Raw genomic sequence first — 19,545 nt, 5'->3', positions numbered from 1 at the left:
TGACCAGTCGTCTTCTTGAGTGTGAAGCGCTGGGGATGGTTGACCACGGGCGTGGCGCTTGCGCTGGCCCTCGTACTGGTGATGACTCTCGGTCCGACCAAGGACGAGCAGAACCAGGCGGACTCCGGTCCCCTGCCGATGGCACCGCGGCTCCCGGCCCCCAAGGACGTCGGCCCGACGCCGACGGTGCCCGCGCCGACCCCGGAGCAGGTGCAGAAGCAGCCGTGGATGCACAAGCTCGCGCCGGGTGAGAAGCCACCGCAGTTCGTGCTGTTCTCCTTCGACGGCGCGGTGTCCAAGCAGCACTGGGACAAGGTCCTGCCGATCGCGAAGCGGAAGAACGCACACGTCACCGGTCTGCTCTCCGGCGTGTACATGCTGTCCGACCAGGACAAGATGCAGTACCAGCCGCCGGCCGGCCTCAAGCGCGGTGTCTCCGACATCTCGTTCGGCGGCACGCCCCAGGACATCGCGGCCAGGATCGGCTACCTGAACCAGGTGATCGACGACGGCCACGAGATCGGCACGCACTACAACGGCCACTTCTGCTCCGGCGGCACCCAGCCGTCGGTCGACAAGTGGGACAACAAGGCCTGGAACGACGAGCTCGCCCAGTTCAAGCAGATCGTGGACAAGGCGCGTGCCGCCGGGTTCAAGCTGCCCGCCGATGCCGTCCGGGGTGGACGGACGCCGTGCCTGGAGGGCAACTGGGACCAGGCTTTCCCCGCGATGGCCGCGCACGGCCTGGTCTACGACACCAGCAAGGTCGCGCTGGGCGTGCAGTGGCCGACCGTCCAAAACGGACTGTACGAGTTCCCGATGCCCGAGGTGCGGGTCCCGGCGCTGGGCAAGCAGGTCGTCATGATGGACTTCAACCTCTGGTACTCGCTCAACGGTGCCAAGGACGAACCCTGGCGCTCCCCCGAGTTCGCCCAGATCGTCTTCGACACGTACAAGTCGGTGCACCAGGCCGCGTTGAACGGCAACCGCGCGCCGCTCGTGATCGGCAACCACTTCAACGAGTGGAACGGCTCGGCGTTCTCCAACGCGATGGAGCAGTTCCTCGAGTACGTGTGCGACAAGCCGGAGACGGTGTGCGCCACCTACACCGAGGTGATCCAGTGGATGCAGCTGCAGGACCCGGCGGTGCTGGACCAGCTCCGCCGGATGCCCGCAGCACGCAACTAACGTCACCCACCCGTGTTTGCTGACGGCAGCACTCGATCGGGTGGTCAGCCGTCGGTCGAGATGATCCGGTCGTCGTTCGCACCCGGCGAGCCGTTGTTGTCCTGGTTGGACGTTCCGAGCCACAGCGTGCCGTCCGGTGCCGGAGCCACCGCGCGCACGCGGCCGTAGCCCGTGAACACCGCCTGCGGGGTGCCGAGCGACGTGCCGTTCACCGGGATCTTCCACACGCGCTTGCCGGTGACCGCTCCGATGTACAGCGCGTTCTTGTAGAAGGCGATGCCGGCCGGACCGGCCTGGCTGGTGCTCCACGTCTTGACCGGGTTGGTCATGCCCGCGGTGTTGCAGTTGCCCTCACAGGTCGGCCAGCCGTAGTTCTTGCCTGCCTCGATCCTGTTGAGCTCGTCGGTCTTGCTGTTGCCGAACTCGGTGGCGTACGCGGTGTTGCCGACCCACGTGATGCCCTGGACGTTGCGGTGGCCGATCGAGTACACGATGCTGCCGGAACGAGGGTTGCCGGCGGCGGGCTTGCCCGCCGTGTCGAAGCGGAGGACCTTGCCGCCCAACGAGTTCCAGTTCTGCGCGTTGTTCGTGTTCTGGCCGTCGCCCGTGGTGGCCCACAGGTAGCCGTCCGGGCCGAACTCGAGACCGCCGCCGTTGTGGTAGCGGTTCTTGGGAATCCCGCTCACGATCACCTGCGGGGTACCGCCCAGCTTGAGCTTGGCGATGCGGTTGTCGCTGGCCGTCGAGTAGTAGATGAAGACGGAGTTGTCGGTCGCGAACGTCTTCGACACGGCGAGGCCGAGGAGTCCGCCTTCACCACCGGTCGTCTGCGCCTGCTCCACGGTGTCCAGTTCGGTCACGGTGGTGCCCTTGATCTTCTTGATCTTGCGGGTGTCCCGCTCGGTGAAGATCCCGCTGCCGTCCGGCAGGAACTCGATGTCCCACGGGATGTCCAGCTTCGTGGCGAGAGTCCTCTCGGCGAGCGCCGACGGGCCGTCCTGGGCCGACGCCGGCATGACGCAGAGGGTTGCGGCCACAGCAGTGCAGGCTGCCGCGGCTGCGATACGACGAGCACGCATGTGTGCTCTCCTTCGGGTCCGCTCGTGATTGGGCTGCGGCGGCGGCGTTGCAGGGCGTGTTTACCCAATCACAGATCGAATTAACCCACAACAGTGATCGGATGTTTCGGAGCGGCCCTCGCCTCCGAGTGGGTGAGGCGAGGACCGTCCTCCGACTACGCCAGGTAGCCGAGTCAGCTGCCGTCGGCGATGTGGATGCCGCCCGGCGTGATCACCCACAGTGAGCCGTCGGGGCCCGCGACCTCGTCACGGGTGCGGCCGAGGTTGGTGTAGATCTTGCCGCCCTCGCCGTTGGCGGTGAGCTTGTACGTGCCGCCCTTGAGCGAGGCCATGTAGAAGTGGCCCTTGTAGGTGGTGAGGCCGGACGGGGTCGCTGACGAGGTCGGCCATTGCTTCACCGGGTTGGTCATGCCGGCGGTGTTGCAGGAGCCTTCGCAGGTCGGCCAGCCGTAGTTCTTGCCGGCGTCGATCTTGTTGAGCTCGTCGACCTTGCTGGCGCCGATGTCGGACACGTAGAGCTGGCTGCCGAGCCAGGTCAGGCCCTGCACGTTGCGGTGGCCGTAGGAGTAGACGAGCGAGTTGAACGGGTTGCCCGGCGCGGGTTTGCCGTCCTTGGTCATCCGCAGGACCTTGCCGCCCAGGGAGTTCTTGTTCTGCGCGTTGTTGCCGTTCTGGCCGTCACCGGTACCCGCGTAGAGGAAGCCGTCCGGACCGAACTTGATGCGGCCACCGTGGTGGAACTGCGAACCGCGCGGGATGCCGGTGACAATGGGCTTCGGGGCCGCGTCACCGATCTTCCACGTGGCGATCCGGTTGTCGGAACCGGTGGTGTAGTAGAGGAAGAGCGTCTTGTCAGCCGCGTACGTGGGCGACACCGCGATGCCCAGCAGGCCCGCTTCCTTCGTCACCGAGACGCCGGGGATGTCACCGACCTTGGTGACCTTGCCGTCCTTGGTGATGGTGGAGACGGTCTTGGCGTCCTTCTGCGTGAAGATGCCGGTGCCGTCCGGCAGGAAGTCGATGCTCCAGGCCTGCTTGAGGCCGGTGGCGATCGTTTTGACGGCCATCGTGCCGACTTCGCTCTCCGCCGCGGACGCCAGCGGGCTGCTGGACAGCCCGACCGCGAGCGCGAGGACGCCGACGTACGCACTTCGACGAGCACCCATTGGGTTGACCCCTCAACTTTCGCGTCGTGCGGCGACGGCGTGGGGGCCTCCAGATACAACCACGGTGTGTAGTCGGGGATGCATCCGCCAATCGGGTCACCCCTCCGATGACTTTAGGTAACTTTATGTACGGTCTGGACCTCGGCCACTCGAACGACATAACGTGTGGTTCGCCGCCGCGCCCCACGGAAAGTGCCGCGCGCCCCGGCAATTGGGGCACGCCGGCCGGAGACCCGAGGAGTTGCGCCATGAACGTTGTCGTCACCACTGCCGAGCAGAAGCTTCCCGAGGTCAAGCGCGAGTGGGTCAAGCCCGACTTCCGCGACTTCCAGACGCCGATGGAGGTCACCGCCTACGCGGCCCGCAGCTGACGTCAGGCTTCGCGCCGGGGTTCCCGCCTCTCCTGCCGGGAACCCCGGTCCCCGCGTCTTTTCCTGGCAGACCGAGGAGTCTGAAGCCATGACCGCCCTTGCCCCCGAGGAGTTCGTCGCCGAGCTCCGCGCCCTCGCGCCCCGCTACTGGGACAGCCACCCGTTCCACCTGCGCATGCACGCGGGTCAGCTGAGCAAGCACGAGCTGCAGGCGTGGGCCGCGAACCGCTGGTACTACCAGCGCTGCATCGCGCAGAAGGACGCCGCGATCCTCTCCAACTGCCCGGTGCCGGACATCCGCAGGCAGTGGCGTGAGCGGATCATCTGGCACGACGGGACGAAACCCGGCGAGGGCGGCGCCGAGAACTGGATCCGCCTCGCGGAAGCCGTCGGGCTGACGCGGGAAGAGGTGCTCGACGAACGGCACGTGCTGCCCGGCACGCGGTTCGCCGTCGACGCCTACGTGAACTTCGCGCGCACCAAGCCGTGGGTGGAGGCGATCGCCTCCGGCCTCACCGAGATGTTCTCGGGTGCCTTGATGCGCAGGCGTCTGGCGGCGTTGCGGGAGCAGTACCCGTGGATCGCCGAGGAGGGCTTCGCCTACTTCACCAACCGCATCCAGGCGGTCGCCGGTGAGGGACGGGCCACTTTGGACATCGTGGTCGAGCACTCGCGCACCCGCGCCCAGCAGGAGGCCGCCGTCGCCGCGCTGGCGTTCAAGTGCGACGTGCTGCGGGCCGTGCTGGACGCCGTCGACTACTACTCGGGCAAGGGAAAGCCGTGACGACTGTCGTCGCGCTCGACGCCGTGCCGCGCATCCGGCGCGGCGTGAAGTGCACCTACGACCAGATCCGCGAGGCGCACGTCGTCCTGTTCCCCGAGGGTGTGCTCGTGCTGAACGAGACCGCCGCTTCCGTCGTGTCCTTGTGCGACGGGGTCCGGTCGGTCGGGGACATCGCGCTGGCACTGGGTGATCTCTACGCGGGTGTGCAGCCCGAGGACGTCGCCGAGCTGGTGGCGCGGCTCGTGGGGCGGAGGGTGGTGGACGTCGATGGCTGAGGCTCCGTTCGGTCTCCTGGCCGAGCTGACGCACCGGTGCCCGTTGCAGTGCGGCTACTGCTCGAACCCCGTCGAGCTGGTCCGCCGCGACGCCGAGCTGGACACCGAGTCGTGGCGCCGGGTGTTCGACCAGGCGCGATCGCTGGGAGCACTGCAGATCCACCTGTCCGGCGGAGAACCGTTGCTGCGCCCGGACCTGCCCGAACTGGTGACGCACGCGAACAGCCTCGGCTGCTACGTCAACCTGGTCACGTCGGGAGTGGGGCTTTCCCGGGAACGGTTGCGGGAGCTGGCTTCGCGCGGTGTCGACCACGTGCAGCTCTCGTTGCAGGACGCGACCCGCGCCGGCAACGACAGGATCGCGGGCATCAAGGCGTTCGACCGGAAGGTGCAGGCGGCGGCGCACATCCGCGAGGAAGGCCTGCCGCTCACCGTCAACACCGTGCTGCACCGGCAGAACCTCGACAACATCGCCGGGATCATCGCGATGGCCGAGGAGATGGGCGCCGAACGGCTGGAGCTCGCCAACACCCAGTACTACGGCTGGGCCCTGCGCAACCGGGCGGTCCTGCTGCCCACCCGTGAGCAGCTCGCCCACGCCGACCCGATCGTCGCCGCGGCGCAGGAACGCCTGCGCGGGCGGATGGAGATCGTCTACGTCATCGCCGACTACCACGAGGCCCATCCCAAGCCCTGCATGTACGGGTGGGGTGCGCGGCAGCTGACCGTGGCGCCGAACGGTGACGTGCTCCCCTGCCCGGCCGCCACGGTGATCTCGTCGCTGAAGATCGAGAACGTGCGGGAGTCGTCGTTGCACGACATCTGGCACAACTCGCCGTCCTTCAACGCCTTCCGCGGCTTCGAGTGGATGAGGGACCCGTGCCGCTCGTGCCCGCGCAAGGAGATCGACTTCGGCGGGTGCCGGTGCCAGGCGTTCCAGCTCACCGGCGATGCCGCCAACACCGACCCGGTGTGCACTCTGTCGCCGGAGCGGTCCACTGTGGACCTGATCCTGGAGACCGAGATGGCGCCAGCCGAGGTGCCCGCGATGGCCATGAGGAAGATGAGTTGAAGGCTGTTCTGCTCGGCACCACGGCCGGTGGCGGTTTTCCGCAGTGGAACTGCGCGTGCGCCCTGTGCGTGCGGGCCCGTTCCGGCGAGTTGCCGGCGCGTTCGCAGGACTGCCTGGCGATCAGCGGCAACGGCACCGACTGGTGGCTGGTCAACGCGTCGCCGGACATCCGCACGCAGATCGCCGCGTGTTCACTGCTGAACCCCGGTCCCGGTCCACGGGACACACCGATCCGCGGTGCGTTGTTCACCGACGCCGAGCTGGACCACACGCTGGGACTGCTGACGTTGCGCGGCGGAGCCGGGCTGACGGTGTGGGCGCCCGGCCCCGTGCTGCACGCGTTGCGGGACCAGTTCGACCTCCGCACGGTGATCGACGGCTACGCGCCTCTGGCGTGGCGGCAGGTGGCGGCGGACGAGTCGTTCGACCTCGGCGGTCTCCAGGTGACAGCGGTCCCGATCAGCGGCAAGAAGCCGAAGTACGCCCGATCGTCCACTGTGGATGGTCATTGGGTGGTCGCGTACCGGTTCACCGACCCGGCCACGGGTGGCGTGCTGGTCTACGCGCCGTGCCTGGCGTCGTGGCCGGCGGGCTTCGACGACGTGGTGGCGGGGGCGGACTGCGTGCTGCTCGACGGCACGTTCTACGCGGCGTCCGAGATGGGGTCGGCGACCGGCAGCTCGTCCGGCCAGGCCGCGATGGGCCATCTGCCGATCACGCACAGCCTGCAGGAGCTGCGGCGATTTCCCGAGGTGCGGCGCATCTACACGCACCTCAACAACACCAACCCGGTGCTGGACCCGGAGTCCGCGGAGTCGGCGGAACTGCGCGAGGCGGGGGTCGAAGTGCCACTGGACGGCACCGTCATCGAGCTCTGATTCGTCACCCTTTCGAGCAAACTCACTCCACTTTCGAGCGATAAATAAACCGCAATTCTTGCGTTGAGTTGTCACATATCCCTCTAATGGGGAACGCCCTCGCGGCTCCGTATTCTTCGGGGCCTTGACGAGGGAGGTTCTGCATGTCCGGATACCTTGAGCTCGTTATCTCCACGACGCTCTACGGCCTGGGCATCGTCGCCCAGACGGTGGCCGCGCAGCGGGCGGACAGGAGGCCGGGAACCGGACTGGGACTTCTCGCCCGACTGGCCAAAGACCGCCTTTATCTGCTCGGGTTCGCGGGCCAGGTGGGTGGTTTCGGGTTCGCTTTCCTCGCCCGCGCCGAGCTTCCGCTCTACCTGGTGCAGGCGGGGTCGTCGTGCGCCGTCGGACTCGCGACCGCGTTCGGCCTGCTGGTGCTGAAGTGGCGCGTGCGGCCGCTGGAGATCGGCGTGCTCGTGATGATGGCGGCCGGGCTCGTCCTGCTGGTCACCGCGTCCGAGACGTCGGTGGCGAAGGACATCCCGACGGTGCCCGGCCTGGTCTTCCTGGGGCTGCCGTTGCTCGTGATCGTGTTCTGCTCGCGGGCAGCGCAGGGCGCGAACGCCGTCGTCGTCTCGGTGCTCGCCGGAACGGCCTTCGCGGTGGTGGCGATCATCGGCCGGTCCGTCGCGGACGAGCAGTTGCCCGCGATGCTGCTGAACCCGTTGACGTGGTTGATGATCGTGGCGGCGCTGGTGGGTCAGTCCTGCCTCGCGGTGGCGTTGCAGCGCGGCACGGCCACGTCGTCGGTGGCGGCGATGGACGCGACGACGGTGGTGCTCACGTCGGTCGTCGGCATCGGGATGCTGGGCGACCGGATCACGCCGGGCTGGGAGTGGGCCGTCGGGTTCGGGATGACGCTCGTCGTGGCCGGTGTGCTGGTGCTGGGCTCGCCGACCCGCACCACGGCGGAGGTGACCGGGTGAGACCCGCGAGCGTCTCGCTGGACCTGGACAACCTGTGGGCCTATCTCAAGACCCACGGCGACCCCGCCTGGGAGAGCAGACCGAGCTTCCTCGCCACGGCGGTGCCGCGGCTGCTGGACGTCTTCGGCGAACACCGGCTCACCACAACGGTGTTCGTGGTCGGGGCGGACGCCGAACGCGACGACGGGGCGCAGGCCGTCCACGACGTCGTGGCAGCGGGGCACGAGGTGGCGAACCACTCGTGGGGCCACGAGCCCTGGCTGCACCGGTACTCGCGGTCCGAGCTGGAGGCGGAGCTCGTCAGGGCCGAGGACGCGATCGTGGCGGCCGGTGCCCCGCGGCCCGTCGGCTTCCGCGGGCCCGGCTACAGCGTCACCCCGGCGCTGCTGGAGATCCTGGCGGCGCGCGGCTACCGCTACGACGCGAGCACCCTGCCGACGTGGATCGGCCCGCTGGCCCGCGCGTACCACAACCGCACCGCCGCGCGAGGCGCCGCGGAGGACCTCTTCGGCGGCTTCGGCAAGGTGCTGGCACCGAACACCCCGTTCCGCTGGCACGGCACCGGTCTGGTCGAGCTGCCGGTGACGACGATGCCGTTGCTGCGCGTGCCGATCCACGGCGCGTACCTGTTGCAGCTGCACCAGATCTCGCCGCGGCTCGCGCGCGGATACTTCCGCGCCGCGCTGCGCCTGTGCCTGCTGACCGGCACCACGCCGTCGTTGCTGCTGCACCCGACGGACGTCCTGAGCGGCGCCGAGGCGCCGGGGATGGAGTTCTTCCCCGGCATGGCGGTGCCGGGCGCGGAGAAGGCCGCGTTGCTCGGCTGGGTGCTCTCCGTGCTGCGCGAGCACTTCGACGTCGTCGGCACCGGTGCGCACGTCGACCGGTTGCCGGGGCTGCTCAGGGAGCGCCGGACGGAGCTGTGCGGATGACGTGGCTGCTGCGCGTGCTGGCGTGCGCGACGGTCCTGCTGGCTCCGCTGGAGGGCTATCTGCAGGAGGTGCACCCGCACCTCGCCAAGGTGGCGCCGGGGCTGCTGATCGTGTCGTGGGCCGTGCAACGCGTGCGCGAACGTCGTTTGCCCGCAGCGCATCCGCTGCACGCGGTGCTGGCGGTGTTCGCCGTGGTGTTGCTGGCGTCCGCGGCCGTGCACGCCGGCGATCCGTTCACGCTGGACTACGCCCAGCGCTTCCTGCCGTTCCTGGTGATCACCGCCGTGCTGGTCGACGTCGTGGTCCGCGAGGTGCCGGTGCGGGCGGTGCTCGCGGCGGCGGTCGGCGGTGCGGTGTTCGCTGCGGTCGGCGCGTTGTACAGCCTGGTGTTCGAAGGCGCGCCACGAGCGACCGGCCCGCTGGAGGACCCCAACGATCTCGCGTTCTTCCTGGTGGCGGCACTGCCGTTGCTGATCGCCCTGCCTTTTCGGAAGTTCCTCCTGCCGGTCGGCGCGGTGCTGGCCGCGGGGGCGGCGGCGACGTTCTCCCGCGGTGGCGGTCTCGCTCTGGCCGTCGCCGCCGTGTGGCTCGTGGCGCGGCGCGGGGTGTCGATGCGCGCGGTGGGGGCGACGGTGGGCGGGCTCGCGGTCATCGGGCTCGGCGCCGCGGTGTTCGCGGGCCCGGTGCTGGACAGGGCGCTCGCGGAGAAGAAGTACATCGCCGCGACCAATGTGGACACTCGGGAGCTGCGCTGGCAGGCAGCCGCCCGCATGCTGGCCGACAACCCGGTGCTCGGCGTCGGACCTGGCGGGTTCCGCAGCTCGTACGCGGCCGCCTCGCGCAACGCCGAGATCGACGAGCAGTCACCGGTGGCGCACAACATCTACCTGGAGATCGGCGCGGAGCTCGGCCTGCCCGGCCTCGCCTGCTTCCTCGGCGCGATCGCGCTGGCGTTCGTGTCGGCGGAACGCGCGCTGCGCGCCGGTGCCGTCCGGTCGATGCTCGCGGTCCAGGCATCGCTGATCGCCGCGCTGGTCGCGTCGACCTTCCTGTCAGAGCAGTACTACCTGCCGATCTGGTCGCTGGTCGCGGTGGCGATCGCGGCCGACCTGCGCCGTGAGGAGCGTGAGCGCGATGCGTGTGTTGCACGTCATCAGTGAGATGGGCGCCGGAGGAGCCGAGGCCGTCGTCGCGGGGATGGTGCGGTCCGGCGGTGATTTCGGCTGGGAGTCGGGTGTCGCGAGCGGGGGCGGGCACCGCGCGGAGGCCCTGCGGGCGCAGGGCTTCTCGACGTTCTACGTGCCGGTGCCGCGCCGCAGGGCTCTCGGCGTGCTGCGAGCTGTTTCCGCTGTGCGGTCGGCCGTTCGCAGTTTTGCGCCTGATGTCGTGTTGGCGCACAACGTGTCCGCGAGCCTCGTGGCCCGGCTGGCGGCGGGTGGCCGTCCGGTGGCGACCGTGTTCCACGGCGTCTCCGAGTCGGATCTCGGTGGTGCCGCACGGGTTCTGCGCCGCACGTCACGCGCTGTGGTGGCCGTCGCGGAGGCGAGCGCGGACCGGTTGCGCGCGCTCGGTGTCGGCGTCGAGGTGATCCCGAACGCGGTGTTCGCCGAACCCCCGCGGGTCGACCGGTCCGCGATCCGCGGCGTGCTCGGCATCGGCCCCGACGTGCCGGTCGCGTTGTGCCCTGCCCGCCTCGAACCCCAGAAGCGGCACGACGTGCTGCTGGAGGCGTGGTCGAGGGTCGCGGGCGCCGTCCTGCTGCTGGCGGGCGACGGCAGCCTCCGCGCGGACCTGGAACGGCGCGCAGAGGAACTCGAAGTGGCCGACCGGGTGCGCTTCCTCGGCACCAGGTGCGACGTTCCCGATCTGCTGGAGGCCGCGGACGTCGTGGTGCTCACCAGCGACTGGGAGGGCATGCCGATCGCGGTGCTGGAGTCGCTGGCCGCGGGCCGCCCGGTCGTCGCGTCCGATGTGGACGGTGTGCGCGAGGCACTGGCCGGCGGTGGCGGTGTGCTGGTCCCCCGGCGCTCCCCCGCCGAGACCGCGGCGGCGCTGGCCTCGTTCCTGTTCGACGCGCGGGCGTGCGCGGTGGCCGGTGCCGCCGGCCGTGCCGCCGTCGAACGCGACCACGACCCGCACACCTTCATGAAGTCCTACGACGAACTGCTCCGAACCATTGCGGGAGAACGACGGTGAACAAGCGCACGCTGCTGGAGGCGACGGCCGTGGCGCTGGTCGTCGCGGTGCTCGTGCTGGCGGTGACGTCACTGCGCGGCGAGCAGTACGAGAGCCGGGTGGCCGTGCTCGCCGTGCCCGCCACGCAGACCGACTCCGCGGCCCAGTACGGCGAGGTGGCCTCGCTCGCGATGCCGGCGATCGTCCAGCTGGTGCACAGCCCGACCGTCCTGGAGGCCGCCGCGCGCGCTTCTGGCAGCACCGCCCGTGAGATCGCCTCTGGCATCGGCGTGGAGCTGGTTCCGGCGTCCGGTCTCGCCCGGCTCTCGGTGCGAGCGGGCTCGGCGGACGAGGCTTCCGCCGCCGTGACGGCGGTGGCCAAGGCCGTGGGAGACGCGAACCTCCTCGCTCCCGCCGGTCGGTTGCGGGTGCTCGACGAACGCCCGGACACCGCGCGGGTGGCGCCCGACTGGAAGCTCGCGGCCGGGCTCGCCCTCGCAGCGGCGCTGGCGGCGGGCATCGCGACCGCGGCGGTGCGGACTCTGCGCAGGCCTCGCACCGGGGAGGCGGCGGTGCGAGCCGCCGTCGCCGCGGCCGGGGTGCGGCACCCGGTGGCGCTGGTGCGGGAGGACGACCCCGGCATGGTCGACCGACTGACCGCGTTGTGCGTGGCGGCTGCGCGGCCGGTGCGGGTGATCCCGGCGGATCACGGGCTCACCGCGCAGGCGGAGTCGCTCGCGGAGTCGTTGCCGGACAAGGCGGGTGAGCCCGGTGAGGGCACGGCGGTGATCGCGGTCGCCGACGGTGAGGGCGAGCCGGGTGACCTGGCGGCGGCTCTCGCGGTGTTGCCGGTGTCCGCGGTGCTGGTGGCGGTGGTGCTGACGTGATCACCACGACCAGGCCCAACACCCGCACCTTCCTCACGATCGCCGACGGTGAAGGCGAGCCGGGCGACCTCGCGGTGCCGCCGGCTTCCGCGGGACTGGTGGCGGTGAGGCTGACGTGATCACCACGACCAAGCCCAACACCCGCACCCTCCTCACGATCGCCGTCGCGGTCGTCGGTGCGCTCAGCGCGGTACGCGCGTTGCGCCCGTCGTGGGAGGTCCCCACCCCCACCGAGGCGAACCTCCCCGAGGAACGCCTGCAGGACTTCCGCGACGCGCTGTACTTCCCCATCCGCGAGTTCCTGGCGGGCGGCAACCCGTACGACCCGGCCGCGATGTTCGACCACTGGCCGGTGCGGCAGAACTTCAACCTCTACCAGCCGTACCACCTGGTGCTGCACCTGCCGTTCGCGTTGCCCGAGTACCGGATCGGCGCGATCGCGTTCACGCTGGCGTCGTTGCTGCTGCTGGGAGTTCTCGGGTTGCTGGCGGCCAGGCGGGCGAAGCTCCCGCTCGTGCTCGGCACCGTGGTGATCGCGACGCTGCTGGTGACGAGCCAGGTGGGCAAGGCTCAGCTCTACGTGGGGCAGGTCAACCCGTTGATCGCGGTGGGCGCGGCGGCGGCGTTGATGGCGCGGTCGAGCCATCCGCGGGTGGCGGCGCTCGGGCTGGCGGTGGCGTGGCTCAAGCCGCAGTTCGGGCTGCCGCTGGCGATTCTGCTGTTCGCCCGTGGATCGCGGCGGGTCGCGCTCGGTGGCACGGTCATCGCGGCGCTCGCGAGCCTGCCCGTGGTGGGGCTGCTCGTCTACCGGGGCGGAGGTGTCGGGCCGTTCCTCGACGTGATCGCGGCGAACCTCGCGCACGCCAGCGGCACCAGCTACGGCGCCGTGGATTCCCCTACGGCGCAACGGGTCGACCTTCCGGCGGTGTTCTTCCGGGTCACGGACTGGCTGCCGCCCGCGGCCGAGCTCGCGGCCCTGGTCGGCGTGCTGGCGGCGACGGCCTACCTCGCGAGGAAGCTCGACCGAGGTGACGAGGACGGCCGGTCGGTTGCGGAACTCATCACGTGTGTCGGCGCTGTCGTGGCGATGGTGCACCAGCCGGGTGACGTGTTGATCGCGGTGCCCGCCATGACCGCCGTCGCCGCGGTGTGCTGGCGACGCAGGAAAGAACGCGACTGGCGGATCGCCGGCGTCGCGGTGCTGGCGCTGCTGGTTCCGTTCGCGCACCTGTACTTCGTCAACAGCGCGATCATCGGGACGTTCGGCCAGCGGGTCGACGTGACGGTGGACGGCGTGGCGATCGTCGTCGCCTGGGTGCTGCTGGTCGTCGTCGCGGCCAGGAAACGCGCGTGACCAACGGAGTCGGTGAGCGGGCGGTCCGCGGATCGCTGTGGCTCTTCGCGGTCAACGTCGTCAGCAAGGGCTGTCAGGTCGCGGTCACGCTGGTGCTCGCGGCACTGCTCACCGAGGACGGCCTGGGCGTGGTGTCGCTCGTGGTGTCGCTGGTCAACATCGGCCAGGTCGTGCAGTCGGCCGGCGTCTACGACGTGATCAGCCGGACGAACCGCGATCCGGGACGGCTCGCGGGCACCGTGCTGACGTTGAGCATCGGTGGCGGCACGGTGCTGACCGCGGTCCTCCTGCTCACGGCGGAACCGCTCGGCGCCGCGCTCGGGGCACCGGCCTCCCTCATCAGGATCGCGGCGCTCAGCCTGCCGTTCACCGCGATCGGCGGCGTCCAGATGGCGATGATGCACCGCGATCTCGACTTCCGGCGCCGGATGCTGCCGGACGCGGGCGGGACGGTGCTGGGCGCGACCGCCACGATCGTCCTGGCAGCTCTCGGTTCCGGCCCGCTCGCCGTGGCGGCCGGGCTGGTCTGCACGGCCGTCGCGCAGCCCGTGCTGGCGGTCGTCGCGGGGGCACGGGTGCGGCCGCGCTGGGACCGCGAAGCCGCGAAGGAAGCCTTGCGGTGGACGGCGGTCGTCGGCCCTGGTGCCGTCGTCGCCACGCTGCTGATCAACGTGGACTACCTGACGATCGGGCACGTGCTCGGCCCGTCGGCCGTCGGCGTGTACTCGCTCGCCTTCCGGATCGCCTGGACGCCCTACATCCTCGTGGCCGTCGTGCTGGGCGGCGTGATGTTCCCGGTGTGCGCGGAGCTGGTCCGAAGTGGACAGAGCGTGACGGGTGCCGTCCTGCGGTTCACCAAGGCCACCCTGATGATCACCGGTGGACTCTTCACGGTCCTCGCGCTGCTCGCGGACCACGTCGTGCTGTTCGGCGAGCGCTGGGCACCGGCGGCGCCGGTGCTGATGGCGTTGTGCGCGTACGGACTCGGCCTCGGCCTGCTGCACACCTGGTACCAGGTGATCCGCGCGGCCGGGCACGCGCGGTGGTACCTGGCCCTCGAAGTGACGCATCTGATCGCTCTGCTCAGCGCGCTGGCCCTGACCACGCGGCACGGCGTGCTGGCCGTGGCGATCGCCCAGGCCGTCATCGTCTGGCTGCTCGTGCCCCTCACCTGGTGGGTGCTGACGCGGCACGGGCTCGCGTTCCCGCCACGCGAACTGGGCCGCACCACCGCCGGGCTGCTCACGGCCTGCGCGAGCTGCGCGGTCGCCACCCGACTGCTACCGGAGACCGGCGGGATCGCCGGCGCAGTGCTCTCCGGACTGGTGCTGCTCGGCGTCTACGCGGCGGTCGTGCTGCCGCTCAACCGCGAAGCCGTCCGCGAACTGCGAGGAAGCCTGTGAAGATCGTGCACGTGACGCAGCCGGTCGAGGCGGGCGTCGCCAAGGTGGTCCTCGATCTCGCGCTGGCACAACAGGCAGCCGGATGGGACGTGCACGTGGTGTGCCCGCCGCACGGCTGGCTCCCCGCGCAGATCCACACCCACCCGTGGCCGGCGACCCGCTCACCGGGACCCGCCACCCTGCGAGAAACGCGAAAGCTGCGCAAGCTGCTGGACGAACTGCGTCCCGACGTCGTGCACCTGCACAGCTCGAAGGCAGGCCTGACCGGCAGGCTGGCGGTGCGCGGCCGGATCCCGACGATCTTCCAGCCGCACCTGTGGTCGTTCCGCCTCTCCGCCGGTCTGCTGCGCCGGGCCTGTGTGCGCTGGGAAGCGTTCGCCTCGCGGTGGACGCATCAGCTGGTGTGCGTGAGCGACGACGAACTCGCGTCCGGCCGCGCGGCTGGGGTGACCGCACCGGCCGAGGTCGTGTGCAACGGCATCGACACCACGCGACTGCGCCCGGCGGACCGAAGCGCCGCACGGCAACGGCTCGAATTGCCGGAACGGCCGACGGTGGTGTGCGTCGGCAGGCTGGCACCGCAGAAGGGCCAGGACCTCCTGCTCGCCGCCTGGCCGAAGGTGCTCGCGAACGTCCCGGACGCCCAGCTCGTCCTGGTCGGCGACGGTCCGATGAGGACAGAGTGGCAGCAGGGTCAGGAATCCGTCCTGTGGTGGGGTCACACCGACGCCATCGCGGACTTCTACGCGGCCGCTGATGTCGTCGTCCTGCCGTCACGCGCGGAGGGCATGGCTTTGGTGCCGCTGGAAGCCATGGCCTGCGGGCGTTCCGTGGTCGCGTTCGACGTGGACGGCGTGCGGCAGAGCCTGGGGTCGGCAGGCGCCGTCGTGCCGAAGGAAGACGTGGCCGCGCTGGGTCAGGCACTCGTGGCGCGGCTCGCCGATCCGTCGCTCGCGGACCGGGAAGGCCGTGCCGGACGCCGGCGTGCCGAGACGTTGTTCGACCGCGCCCGGATGACCGACCAGATCATCACGCTGGTGGAGAAGCTCGAAGGAGATGCCCGATGAGGGTCGCGTACCTGCTGACCCAGGACCGGGGTGGCCCGGTCGACGTCGCCGTCCGGCTCGCCGCGGCGCTGCAGGCGAGCGGTGAGGCCGAGGTCAAGGTGTTCGGTCCCGTTCCGGCACGCGACGCGCACCTCGTCGAGCACGAGGAGGTCTCCGTGCCGCGCAAGGGTGATCTGCGCGCCAGCCGGCAGGCCCGTGCGGCTTTGCGGGCGTGGCAACCGGATGTCGTGCACGCGCAGGACCGCCGCAGCGGCCTCGTCTGCGCCGGGCTCGGCGACATCCCGGTCGTGCACACGTATCACGGCGTGCCGGACGACGTGAGCGAGCCGTGGTTCCGCGGCGCCGCACGGGCACCGAGGCCGTCGACCTACACGATGACCGTGCTCGCCGCGGACGCCCTCGTCGCGCGCCGCGTCGACCGCACGGTGGTGCCCTCCCCCGCGATGGGCAAGTTCCTCCGCGAACGGTTGCGCGTGCCCGCCCACCGCATCGCCCACATCGACAACTGCGTCCCGCTCGGCGCCGCCGAGCCGCCCACCACGCCGGTGCGCCGTCTGCTGTTCGTCGGTCTTCTGGTGGAACGCAAGGGCTTGCCCACGCTGCTCGAGGCACTGCCCGGCGCGATGCCCCCGGACGCGACGCTCACCGTCGTCGGCGACGGCCCGCTGCGCGCGAGGTGCGAACAGCTCGCGGAAGGTCTCCCCGTCGAGTTCCTCGGCTTCCGCGCGGACGTACCGGAGCTGCTGCGCAAGCACGACGCACTGGTGCTGCCGTCCACAATGGAGCAGCAGCCACTCGTCGTCGCCGAGGCGATGACGGCCGGAAAGCCGGTGGTGGCAACGGACACCGGCGGTGTGGCGGACATGCTCGACGTTCCGGGCACCGCACTCCGCCTCGCCTCACCGGGTGACGCGACCTCGCTGACGAAGCAGCTGCGCGCGCTCTTCGCCGACCCCGACCCGGCCTGGACGGGCCGGCTGCTGGCCGAGCGGGCGAAGGAACGCTTCAGTCCCGAGGTCTGCGCCCAGCGGCACCTGGAGCTCTACCGCGAACTCAGCTGACCGGCGTCTCCGCCGGTTTCGGAGGAACCGGCGGGGTGGTCGTCGTCGTGGTCGTCGGCACCGTCGGCGGCTTGACCGGCGGAGTCGTGGTGACGCCGGGAGCCTTCGGCTTGACGAGCACCTTGGCGTCCGCGCCGGGCAGCTCGAACGGCCCCGGCACCGGCACCCCGTTGATGTCCACCAACCCGGCCGGCGGCGTCACCTGAGCCGGTTTGCCGGTCGGGTTCACCGCCACCCAGCCGTTGCTGAAGCCGCGGGTCCACACCCCGTTGGACAACCGGTTCGCCGTCTCGACCGCCTCGCCGAGACCGGCCTCCTGGTACTGCGACCACGCCGGGTTCTTGTAGTCGGGAGCCGCACCGTTCCAGCACGTGTACGGCCCGGCGAGCAGCGCCGCCGTGGCGTAGCCGACGCGTTCCTCGCGCGAGCTCGTGGTGTGCGTGACCAGCAGCAGCCACGACTCGCCGAGCGCGGCCTGGGCGCGCAGTTCCTTCCACTCGTTGCCGCGGAACGTGAGCAGCTCGCCGGTGCCGCCGTCGTCGCGCAGCCCGAAGTTCTCCTCCATCGCGCCGTCGTACCGGGAGTGCGCGGTCCACCGGCCCGGCCGCAGGTGCGACTCGGACACGTTGGGGATCAGCATCTTCCCGGCCTTCTGCAGCTCGTCACCCGCGATGCCGAGGAACGAGTCGAAGCCGTCGCGCAGCAGCCGGTCGGTGGCCTCGACGTCGGCGGTGCCCTTGAGCACTGCAGGCGAGTAGAACCTGAGCGAGCTGAAGTCGTTGTCCGCCAGCACTCCGTCCCAGCCCTCGCGGACGACCTCCTCGACCACGGCCGTCGTCCACGCGCGTTGGTAGGCCTCGGTCCACACCGTCATCTGCCAGTGCTTCTCGTAGCCCTTCCACTCGATCCGCTGGTCCGCGGTGTCGACGGCGAACCACTCGGGATGGGCCTTCTCCGTGGCGACGTACCCGAGCCCGGTCGGCAGGTACTTCGCGTCGACGCCGTTGTCGACGGTGCCGGGGTAGTTGCGGGTGCTGGAGAAGTCCTTGTACACCAGCACTTTCACCTTGGGGTTCAGCTGACGCAGCCGCCTGAGGGCCGCCGTCTCCCACGAGTTCAGCACCACGAGGCTGAAGTGCTGCGCGGCGAACTTGAGCTGGAGCGACGTGGGCTTCGCCCCGATGCCGTACCACCACGCGCACGGCGCGAGCGGTTTCGGCGGAGGACCGCTGACGATCGACGGTTCCGGCGGAGCGAGGCTCTCCTGCGCGGCTCTCTCGTCGACCGACAGGAACGTGCAGGCGGTCGTGGAGAACACCAGCAGTGCCACCAGGGACCGCGCGAGTGCACGACCTGTCAGCGATTCCTTCGGCAACACAGCTCACCCACCGTCAACAGCACGATTTTGACGTCCAGCCACAGCGACCAATTTGCGATGTAGTAGTTGTCGTACCGAGATCTGTCCACGATCGAGGTGTCCCCTCTCAATCCGTGAACCTGGGCGAGCCCGGTCAATCCGGTGGGTACTCGATGGCGGGCCCAGTATAGTTCGTGGATCGCGGAGAACTGGCGAACGAAACCCGGCCTTTCCGGCCGCGGCCCGACAATGCACATGTCACCGCGCAGGATGTTCCACAGCTGCGGCAGCTCGTCGAGCGAGGTGCGGCGCAGGAACGCGCCGACGGGCCCGACCCGCGAGTCGCCGACCACCGACCACCGGACGTCCGAGTCGTCCACGCCGGTCTGCCGGACGCTGCGCAGCTTGTAGATCACGAACTTCTGGTCGTCCATGCCGACGCGGACCTGCTTGAAGATGATCGGCCGGCCGCTCTCCAGCAGCACCGCCAGCGCGCACAGCCCGATCACCGGCGCCAGCAGCACCAGCGCGACCAGTGCGAGCCCCCGCTCGACCAGGCGCTTGATCCACCACGTCGGCCTGGTGGTCGGCGCGGTGCTCAGCCTCAGCAACGGGTAGCTGCGCAGCCGTTCGACGTCGGGCCCGTCCTGGTGCAGCTCGAACATCCTCGGCACCACGAGCGTCGAGCAGCCGAGCCGGTGCGCCGTCACGGCCGCGTCGACCAGCGGTGAGTCGACGGCGTGCGAGAACGCGATGACCACGGTGCCCACCCCGAGGCGGTCGATCGCCGTGGCCAGGTCGTCGCGCAGCAGGGCGACCGGAAACTTGCGGTCGCCGGGCGGGTCGGGGTCGATGAACCCGACGGGGCGCAGGCCGTACTCGGGGTGACGCAGCATGACTTCGGCGAGGTCCACGCCGACCTTGCCCGCGCCGATCACGATGGTCCGGTCGCAGCGGTCGAACCGGCGACGGCACCACCGCCCGAACGCGAACACCGCCAGTCTGGCCGGTTCACCCACCAGGGTGAAACTGACGACAGCCACCTTGAGCTGCAGCAACACCTCCGGCGGCCACCCCGCGGCCAGCAGCAGCACGCTCACCGCGGCGAACGCGATCGCCGTCGTGGCGAGCGAGCGCGGCAGGTCGTGCAGCCACGACAGCTGCAGCCGCCTGCGGTAGATCCGCCCGGACGCGCGGACGCCGAGCAGCACGCCCGCAAGCAGCACCGCCACGGCCGCGCTCACCGCGGTGGACGACGCCGTCGCGACCAACGCGACCACGTCGACCACGACGAGCAGCACCGCCACCCCGTTCACCCGGCCGAGCAGACCGCGCGGCCGGGTGCCGTCACGAACCGGCTCCATCGGCGCGGTCAGCTCTCCCGCGAACCACTCTTCCAGGGGAAGACCCACGCTCGACTCCGCCTCAGCGCTTTGTCTCATCCGAATTCACCCGATCGAGATCATCTTGCAGGAAAATGTCCCGAGAATGACGGCAGCGAGCCCCGTCGTCACCCGTTCGAGGAACA

Annotated in this window: 20 protein-coding genes; 16 read left to right on the top strand and 4 right to left on the bottom strand. The window is 70.2% G+C overall.

Annotation, left to right across the window (positions count from 1 at the left end):
• Positions 1 to 81 precede the first annotated feature (81 nt).
• Positions 82 to 1,188, top strand: a complete 1,107-nt coding sequence (locus IEZ09_RS34580; protein ID WP_229813229.1) for a polysaccharide deacetylase family protein — start codon at positions 82 to 84, stop codon at positions 1,186 to 1,188.
• A 44-nt stretch (positions 1,189 to 1,232) separates the two neighbouring features.
• On the opposite strand, the gene IEZ09_RS34575 is transcribed toward IEZ09_RS34580, so the two are convergent.
• Both IEZ09_RS34575 and IEZ09_RS34570 read right to left on the bottom strand, forming a co-directional pair.
• The gene (locus IEZ09_RS34575; protein WP_189258011.1) at positions 1,233 to 2,267 is read right to left on the bottom strand and encodes a PQQ-dependent sugar dehydrogenase; all 1,035 of its coding nucleotides are present in this window, start codon (positions 2,265 to 2,267) and stop codon (positions 1,233 to 1,235) included.
• A gap of 173 nt (positions 2,268 to 2,440) precedes the next feature.
• A complete protein-coding gene (locus tag IEZ09_RS34570) occupies positions 2,441 to 3,433 on the bottom strand; it encodes a PQQ-dependent sugar dehydrogenase (RefSeq protein ID WP_189258010.1) in 993 nt (330 codons plus the stop codon).
• A gap of 248 nt (positions 3,434 to 3,681) precedes the next feature.
• Here IEZ09_RS34570 and pqqA point away from each other — a divergent pair, with 248 nt between their 5' ends.
• The 15 genes from pqqA to IEZ09_RS34500 all read left to right on the top strand — a co-directional run bounded on the left by pqqA (position 3,682) and on the right by IEZ09_RS34500 (position 16,660).
• Complete coding sequence (gene pqqA / locus IEZ09_RS34565) at positions 3,682 to 3,804, top strand: pyrroloquinoline quinone precursor peptide PqqA (RefSeq protein ID WP_189258009.1); 123 nt, start codon at positions 3,682 to 3,684, stop codon at positions 3,802 to 3,804.
• 88 nt (positions 3,805 to 3,892) lie between these two features.
• Positions 3,893 to 4,588 (top strand): pyrroloquinoline-quinone synthase PqqC, encoded by a 696-nt coding sequence (gene pqqC / locus IEZ09_RS34560; RefSeq protein ID WP_189258008.1) that lies wholly within the window; start codon positions 3,893 to 3,895, stop codon positions 4,586 to 4,588.
• On the top strand, positions 4,585 to 4,863 hold the full coding sequence (pqqD, locus tag IEZ09_RS34555) for a pyrroloquinoline quinone biosynthesis peptide chaperone PqqD (RefSeq protein WP_189258007.1): 279 nt from the start codon (positions 4,585 to 4,587) through the stop codon (positions 4,861 to 4,863). The genes pqqC and pqqD overlap by 4 nt, the downstream gene beginning before the upstream one ends.
• Complete coding sequence (pqqE, locus tag IEZ09_RS34550) at positions 4,856 to 5,935, top strand: pyrroloquinoline quinone biosynthesis protein PqqE (protein ID WP_189258006.1); 1,080 nt, start codon at positions 4,856 to 4,858, stop codon at positions 5,933 to 5,935. The genes pqqD and pqqE overlap by 8 nt, the downstream gene beginning before the upstream one ends.
• A complete protein-coding gene (gene pqqB / locus IEZ09_RS34545; protein WP_189258005.1) occupies positions 5,932 to 6,813 on the top strand; it encodes a pyrroloquinoline quinone biosynthesis protein PqqB in 882 nt (293 codons plus the stop codon). Before pqqE ends, pqqB begins: the two co-directional genes overlap by 4 nt.
• A gap of 143 nt (positions 6,814 to 6,956) precedes the next feature.
• Complete coding sequence (locus tag IEZ09_RS34540) at positions 6,957 to 7,781, top strand: DMT family transporter (RefSeq protein WP_189258004.1); 825 nt, start codon at positions 6,957 to 6,959, stop codon at positions 7,779 to 7,781.
• Positions 7,778 to 8,713 carry a polysaccharide deacetylase family protein gene (locus tag IEZ09_RS34535; RefSeq protein WP_189258003.1) on the top strand — a complete coding sequence of 312 codons (936 nt, stop codon included), beginning with the start codon at positions 7,778 to 7,780 and terminating at the stop codon, positions 8,711 to 8,713. The genes IEZ09_RS34540 and IEZ09_RS34535 overlap by 4 nt, the downstream gene beginning before the upstream one ends.
• Positions 8,710 to 9,873 carry an O-antigen ligase family protein gene (locus IEZ09_RS34530; RefSeq protein ID WP_189258002.1) on the top strand — a complete coding sequence of 388 codons (1,164 nt, stop codon included), beginning with the start codon at positions 8,710 to 8,712 and terminating at the stop codon, positions 9,871 to 9,873. Before IEZ09_RS34535 ends, IEZ09_RS34530 begins: the two co-directional genes overlap by 4 nt.
• Positions 9,848 to 10,909 (top strand): glycosyltransferase, encoded by a 1,062-nt coding sequence (locus IEZ09_RS34525; RefSeq protein WP_189258001.1) that lies wholly within the window; start codon positions 9,848 to 9,850, stop codon positions 10,907 to 10,909. The genes IEZ09_RS34530 and IEZ09_RS34525 overlap by 26 nt, the downstream gene beginning before the upstream one ends.
• Entirely contained in the window at positions 10,906 to 11,775 is an 870-nt protein-coding gene (locus tag IEZ09_RS34520; RefSeq protein ID WP_189258000.1) for a hypothetical protein, read from the top strand. Before IEZ09_RS34525 ends, IEZ09_RS34520 begins: the two co-directional genes overlap by 4 nt.
• Positions 11,772 to 11,894 carry a hypothetical protein gene (locus IEZ09_RS47555; protein WP_268247672.1) on the top strand — a complete coding sequence of 41 codons (123 nt, stop codon included), beginning with the start codon at positions 11,772 to 11,774 and terminating at the stop codon, positions 11,892 to 11,894. The genes IEZ09_RS34520 and IEZ09_RS47555 overlap by 4 nt, the downstream gene beginning before the upstream one ends.
• Positions 11,891 to 13,129, top strand: coding sequence for a glycosyltransferase family 87 protein (locus IEZ09_RS34515; RefSeq protein WP_189257999.1), 1,239 nt, complete (start codon positions 11,891 to 11,893; stop codon positions 13,127 to 13,129). Before IEZ09_RS47555 ends, IEZ09_RS34515 begins: the two co-directional genes overlap by 4 nt.
• Positions 13,126 to 14,532, top strand: a complete 1,407-nt coding sequence (locus IEZ09_RS34510; protein WP_229813228.1) for an oligosaccharide flippase family protein — start codon at positions 13,126 to 13,128, stop codon at positions 14,530 to 14,532. Before IEZ09_RS34515 ends, IEZ09_RS34510 begins: the two co-directional genes overlap by 4 nt.
• Positions 14,529 to 15,599 carry a glycosyltransferase gene (locus IEZ09_RS34505; protein WP_189257998.1) on the top strand — a complete coding sequence of 357 codons (1,071 nt, stop codon included), beginning with the start codon at positions 14,529 to 14,531 and terminating at the stop codon, positions 15,597 to 15,599. The genes IEZ09_RS34510 and IEZ09_RS34505 overlap by 4 nt, the downstream gene beginning before the upstream one ends.
• Complete coding sequence (locus IEZ09_RS34500; RefSeq protein ID WP_189257997.1) at positions 15,596 to 16,660, top strand: glycosyltransferase family 4 protein; 1,065 nt, start codon at positions 15,596 to 15,598, stop codon at positions 16,658 to 16,660. Before IEZ09_RS34505 ends, IEZ09_RS34500 begins: the two co-directional genes overlap by 4 nt.
• On the opposite strand, the gene IEZ09_RS34495 is transcribed toward IEZ09_RS34500, so the two are convergent.
• The gene (locus IEZ09_RS34495; protein ID WP_229813227.1) at positions 16,653 to 18,038 is read right to left on the bottom strand and encodes a putative glycoside hydrolase family 15 protein; all 1,386 of its coding nucleotides are present in this window, start codon (positions 18,036 to 18,038) and stop codon (positions 16,653 to 16,655) included. The two genes, IEZ09_RS34500 and IEZ09_RS34495, sit on opposite strands and share 8 nt — an antisense overlap.
• Positions 18,017 to 19,429: an exopolysaccharide biosynthesis polyprenyl glycosylphosphotransferase gene (locus IEZ09_RS34490; protein WP_229813226.1), complete on the bottom strand. Its 1,413-nt coding sequence runs from the start codon at positions 19,427 to 19,429 to the stop codon at positions 18,017 to 18,019. Before IEZ09_RS34490 ends, IEZ09_RS34495 begins: the two co-directional genes overlap by 22 nt.
• Positions 19,430 to 19,545: the final 116 nt, after the last annotated feature.

It is taken from the genome of Lentzea flava, from assembly GCF_014648475.1.
GTDB lineage: Bacteria > Actinomycetota > Actinomycetes > Mycobacteriales > Pseudonocardiaceae > Lentzea > Lentzea flava.
The sequence above is the reverse complement of the archived record's forward strand: the minus strand, read 5'-3'. Positions and strand labels throughout refer to the sequence as shown.

What these genes read in the sequence shown, in the direction of transcription:
- IEZ09_RS34580 (WP_229813229.1), top strand. Translation starts at nt 82, where the DNA reads ATGACTCTCGGTCCGACCAAGGACGAGCAGAACCAGGCGGACTCCGGT.
- IEZ09_RS34575 (WP_189258011.1), bottom strand. Translation starts at nt 2,267, where the DNA reads ATGCGTGCTCGTCGTATCGCAGCCGCGGCAGCCTGCACTGCTGTGGCC.
- IEZ09_RS34570 (WP_189258010.1), bottom strand. Translation starts at nt 3,433, where the DNA reads ATGGGTGCTCGTCGAAGTGCGTACGTCGGCGTCCTCGCGCTCGCGGTC.
- pqqA (WP_189258009.1), top strand. Translation starts at nt 3,682, where the DNA reads ATGAACGTTGTCGTCACCACTGCCGAGCAGAAGCTTCCCGAGGTCAAG.
- pqqC (WP_189258008.1), top strand. Translation starts at nt 3,893, where the DNA reads ATGACCGCCCTTGCCCCCGAGGAGTTCGTCGCCGAGCTCCGCGCCCTC.
- pqqE (WP_189258006.1), top strand. Translation starts at nt 4,856, where the DNA reads ATGGCTGAGGCTCCGTTCGGTCTCCTGGCCGAGCTGACGCACCGGTGC.
- IEZ09_RS34540 (WP_189258004.1), top strand. Translation starts at nt 6,957, where the DNA reads ATGTCCGGATACCTTGAGCTCGTTATCTCCACGACGCTCTACGGCCTG.
- IEZ09_RS34530 (WP_189258002.1), top strand. Translation starts at nt 8,710, where the DNA reads ATGACGTGGCTGCTGCGCGTGCTGGCGTGCGCGACGGTCCTGCTGGCT.
- IEZ09_RS34525 (WP_189258001.1), top strand. Translation starts at nt 9,848, where the DNA reads ATGCGTGTGTTGCACGTCATCAGTGAGATGGGCGCCGGAGGAGCCGAG.
- IEZ09_RS34500 (WP_189257997.1), top strand. Translation starts at nt 15,596, where the DNA reads ATGAGGGTCGCGTACCTGCTGACCCAGGACCGGGGTGGCCCGGTCGAC.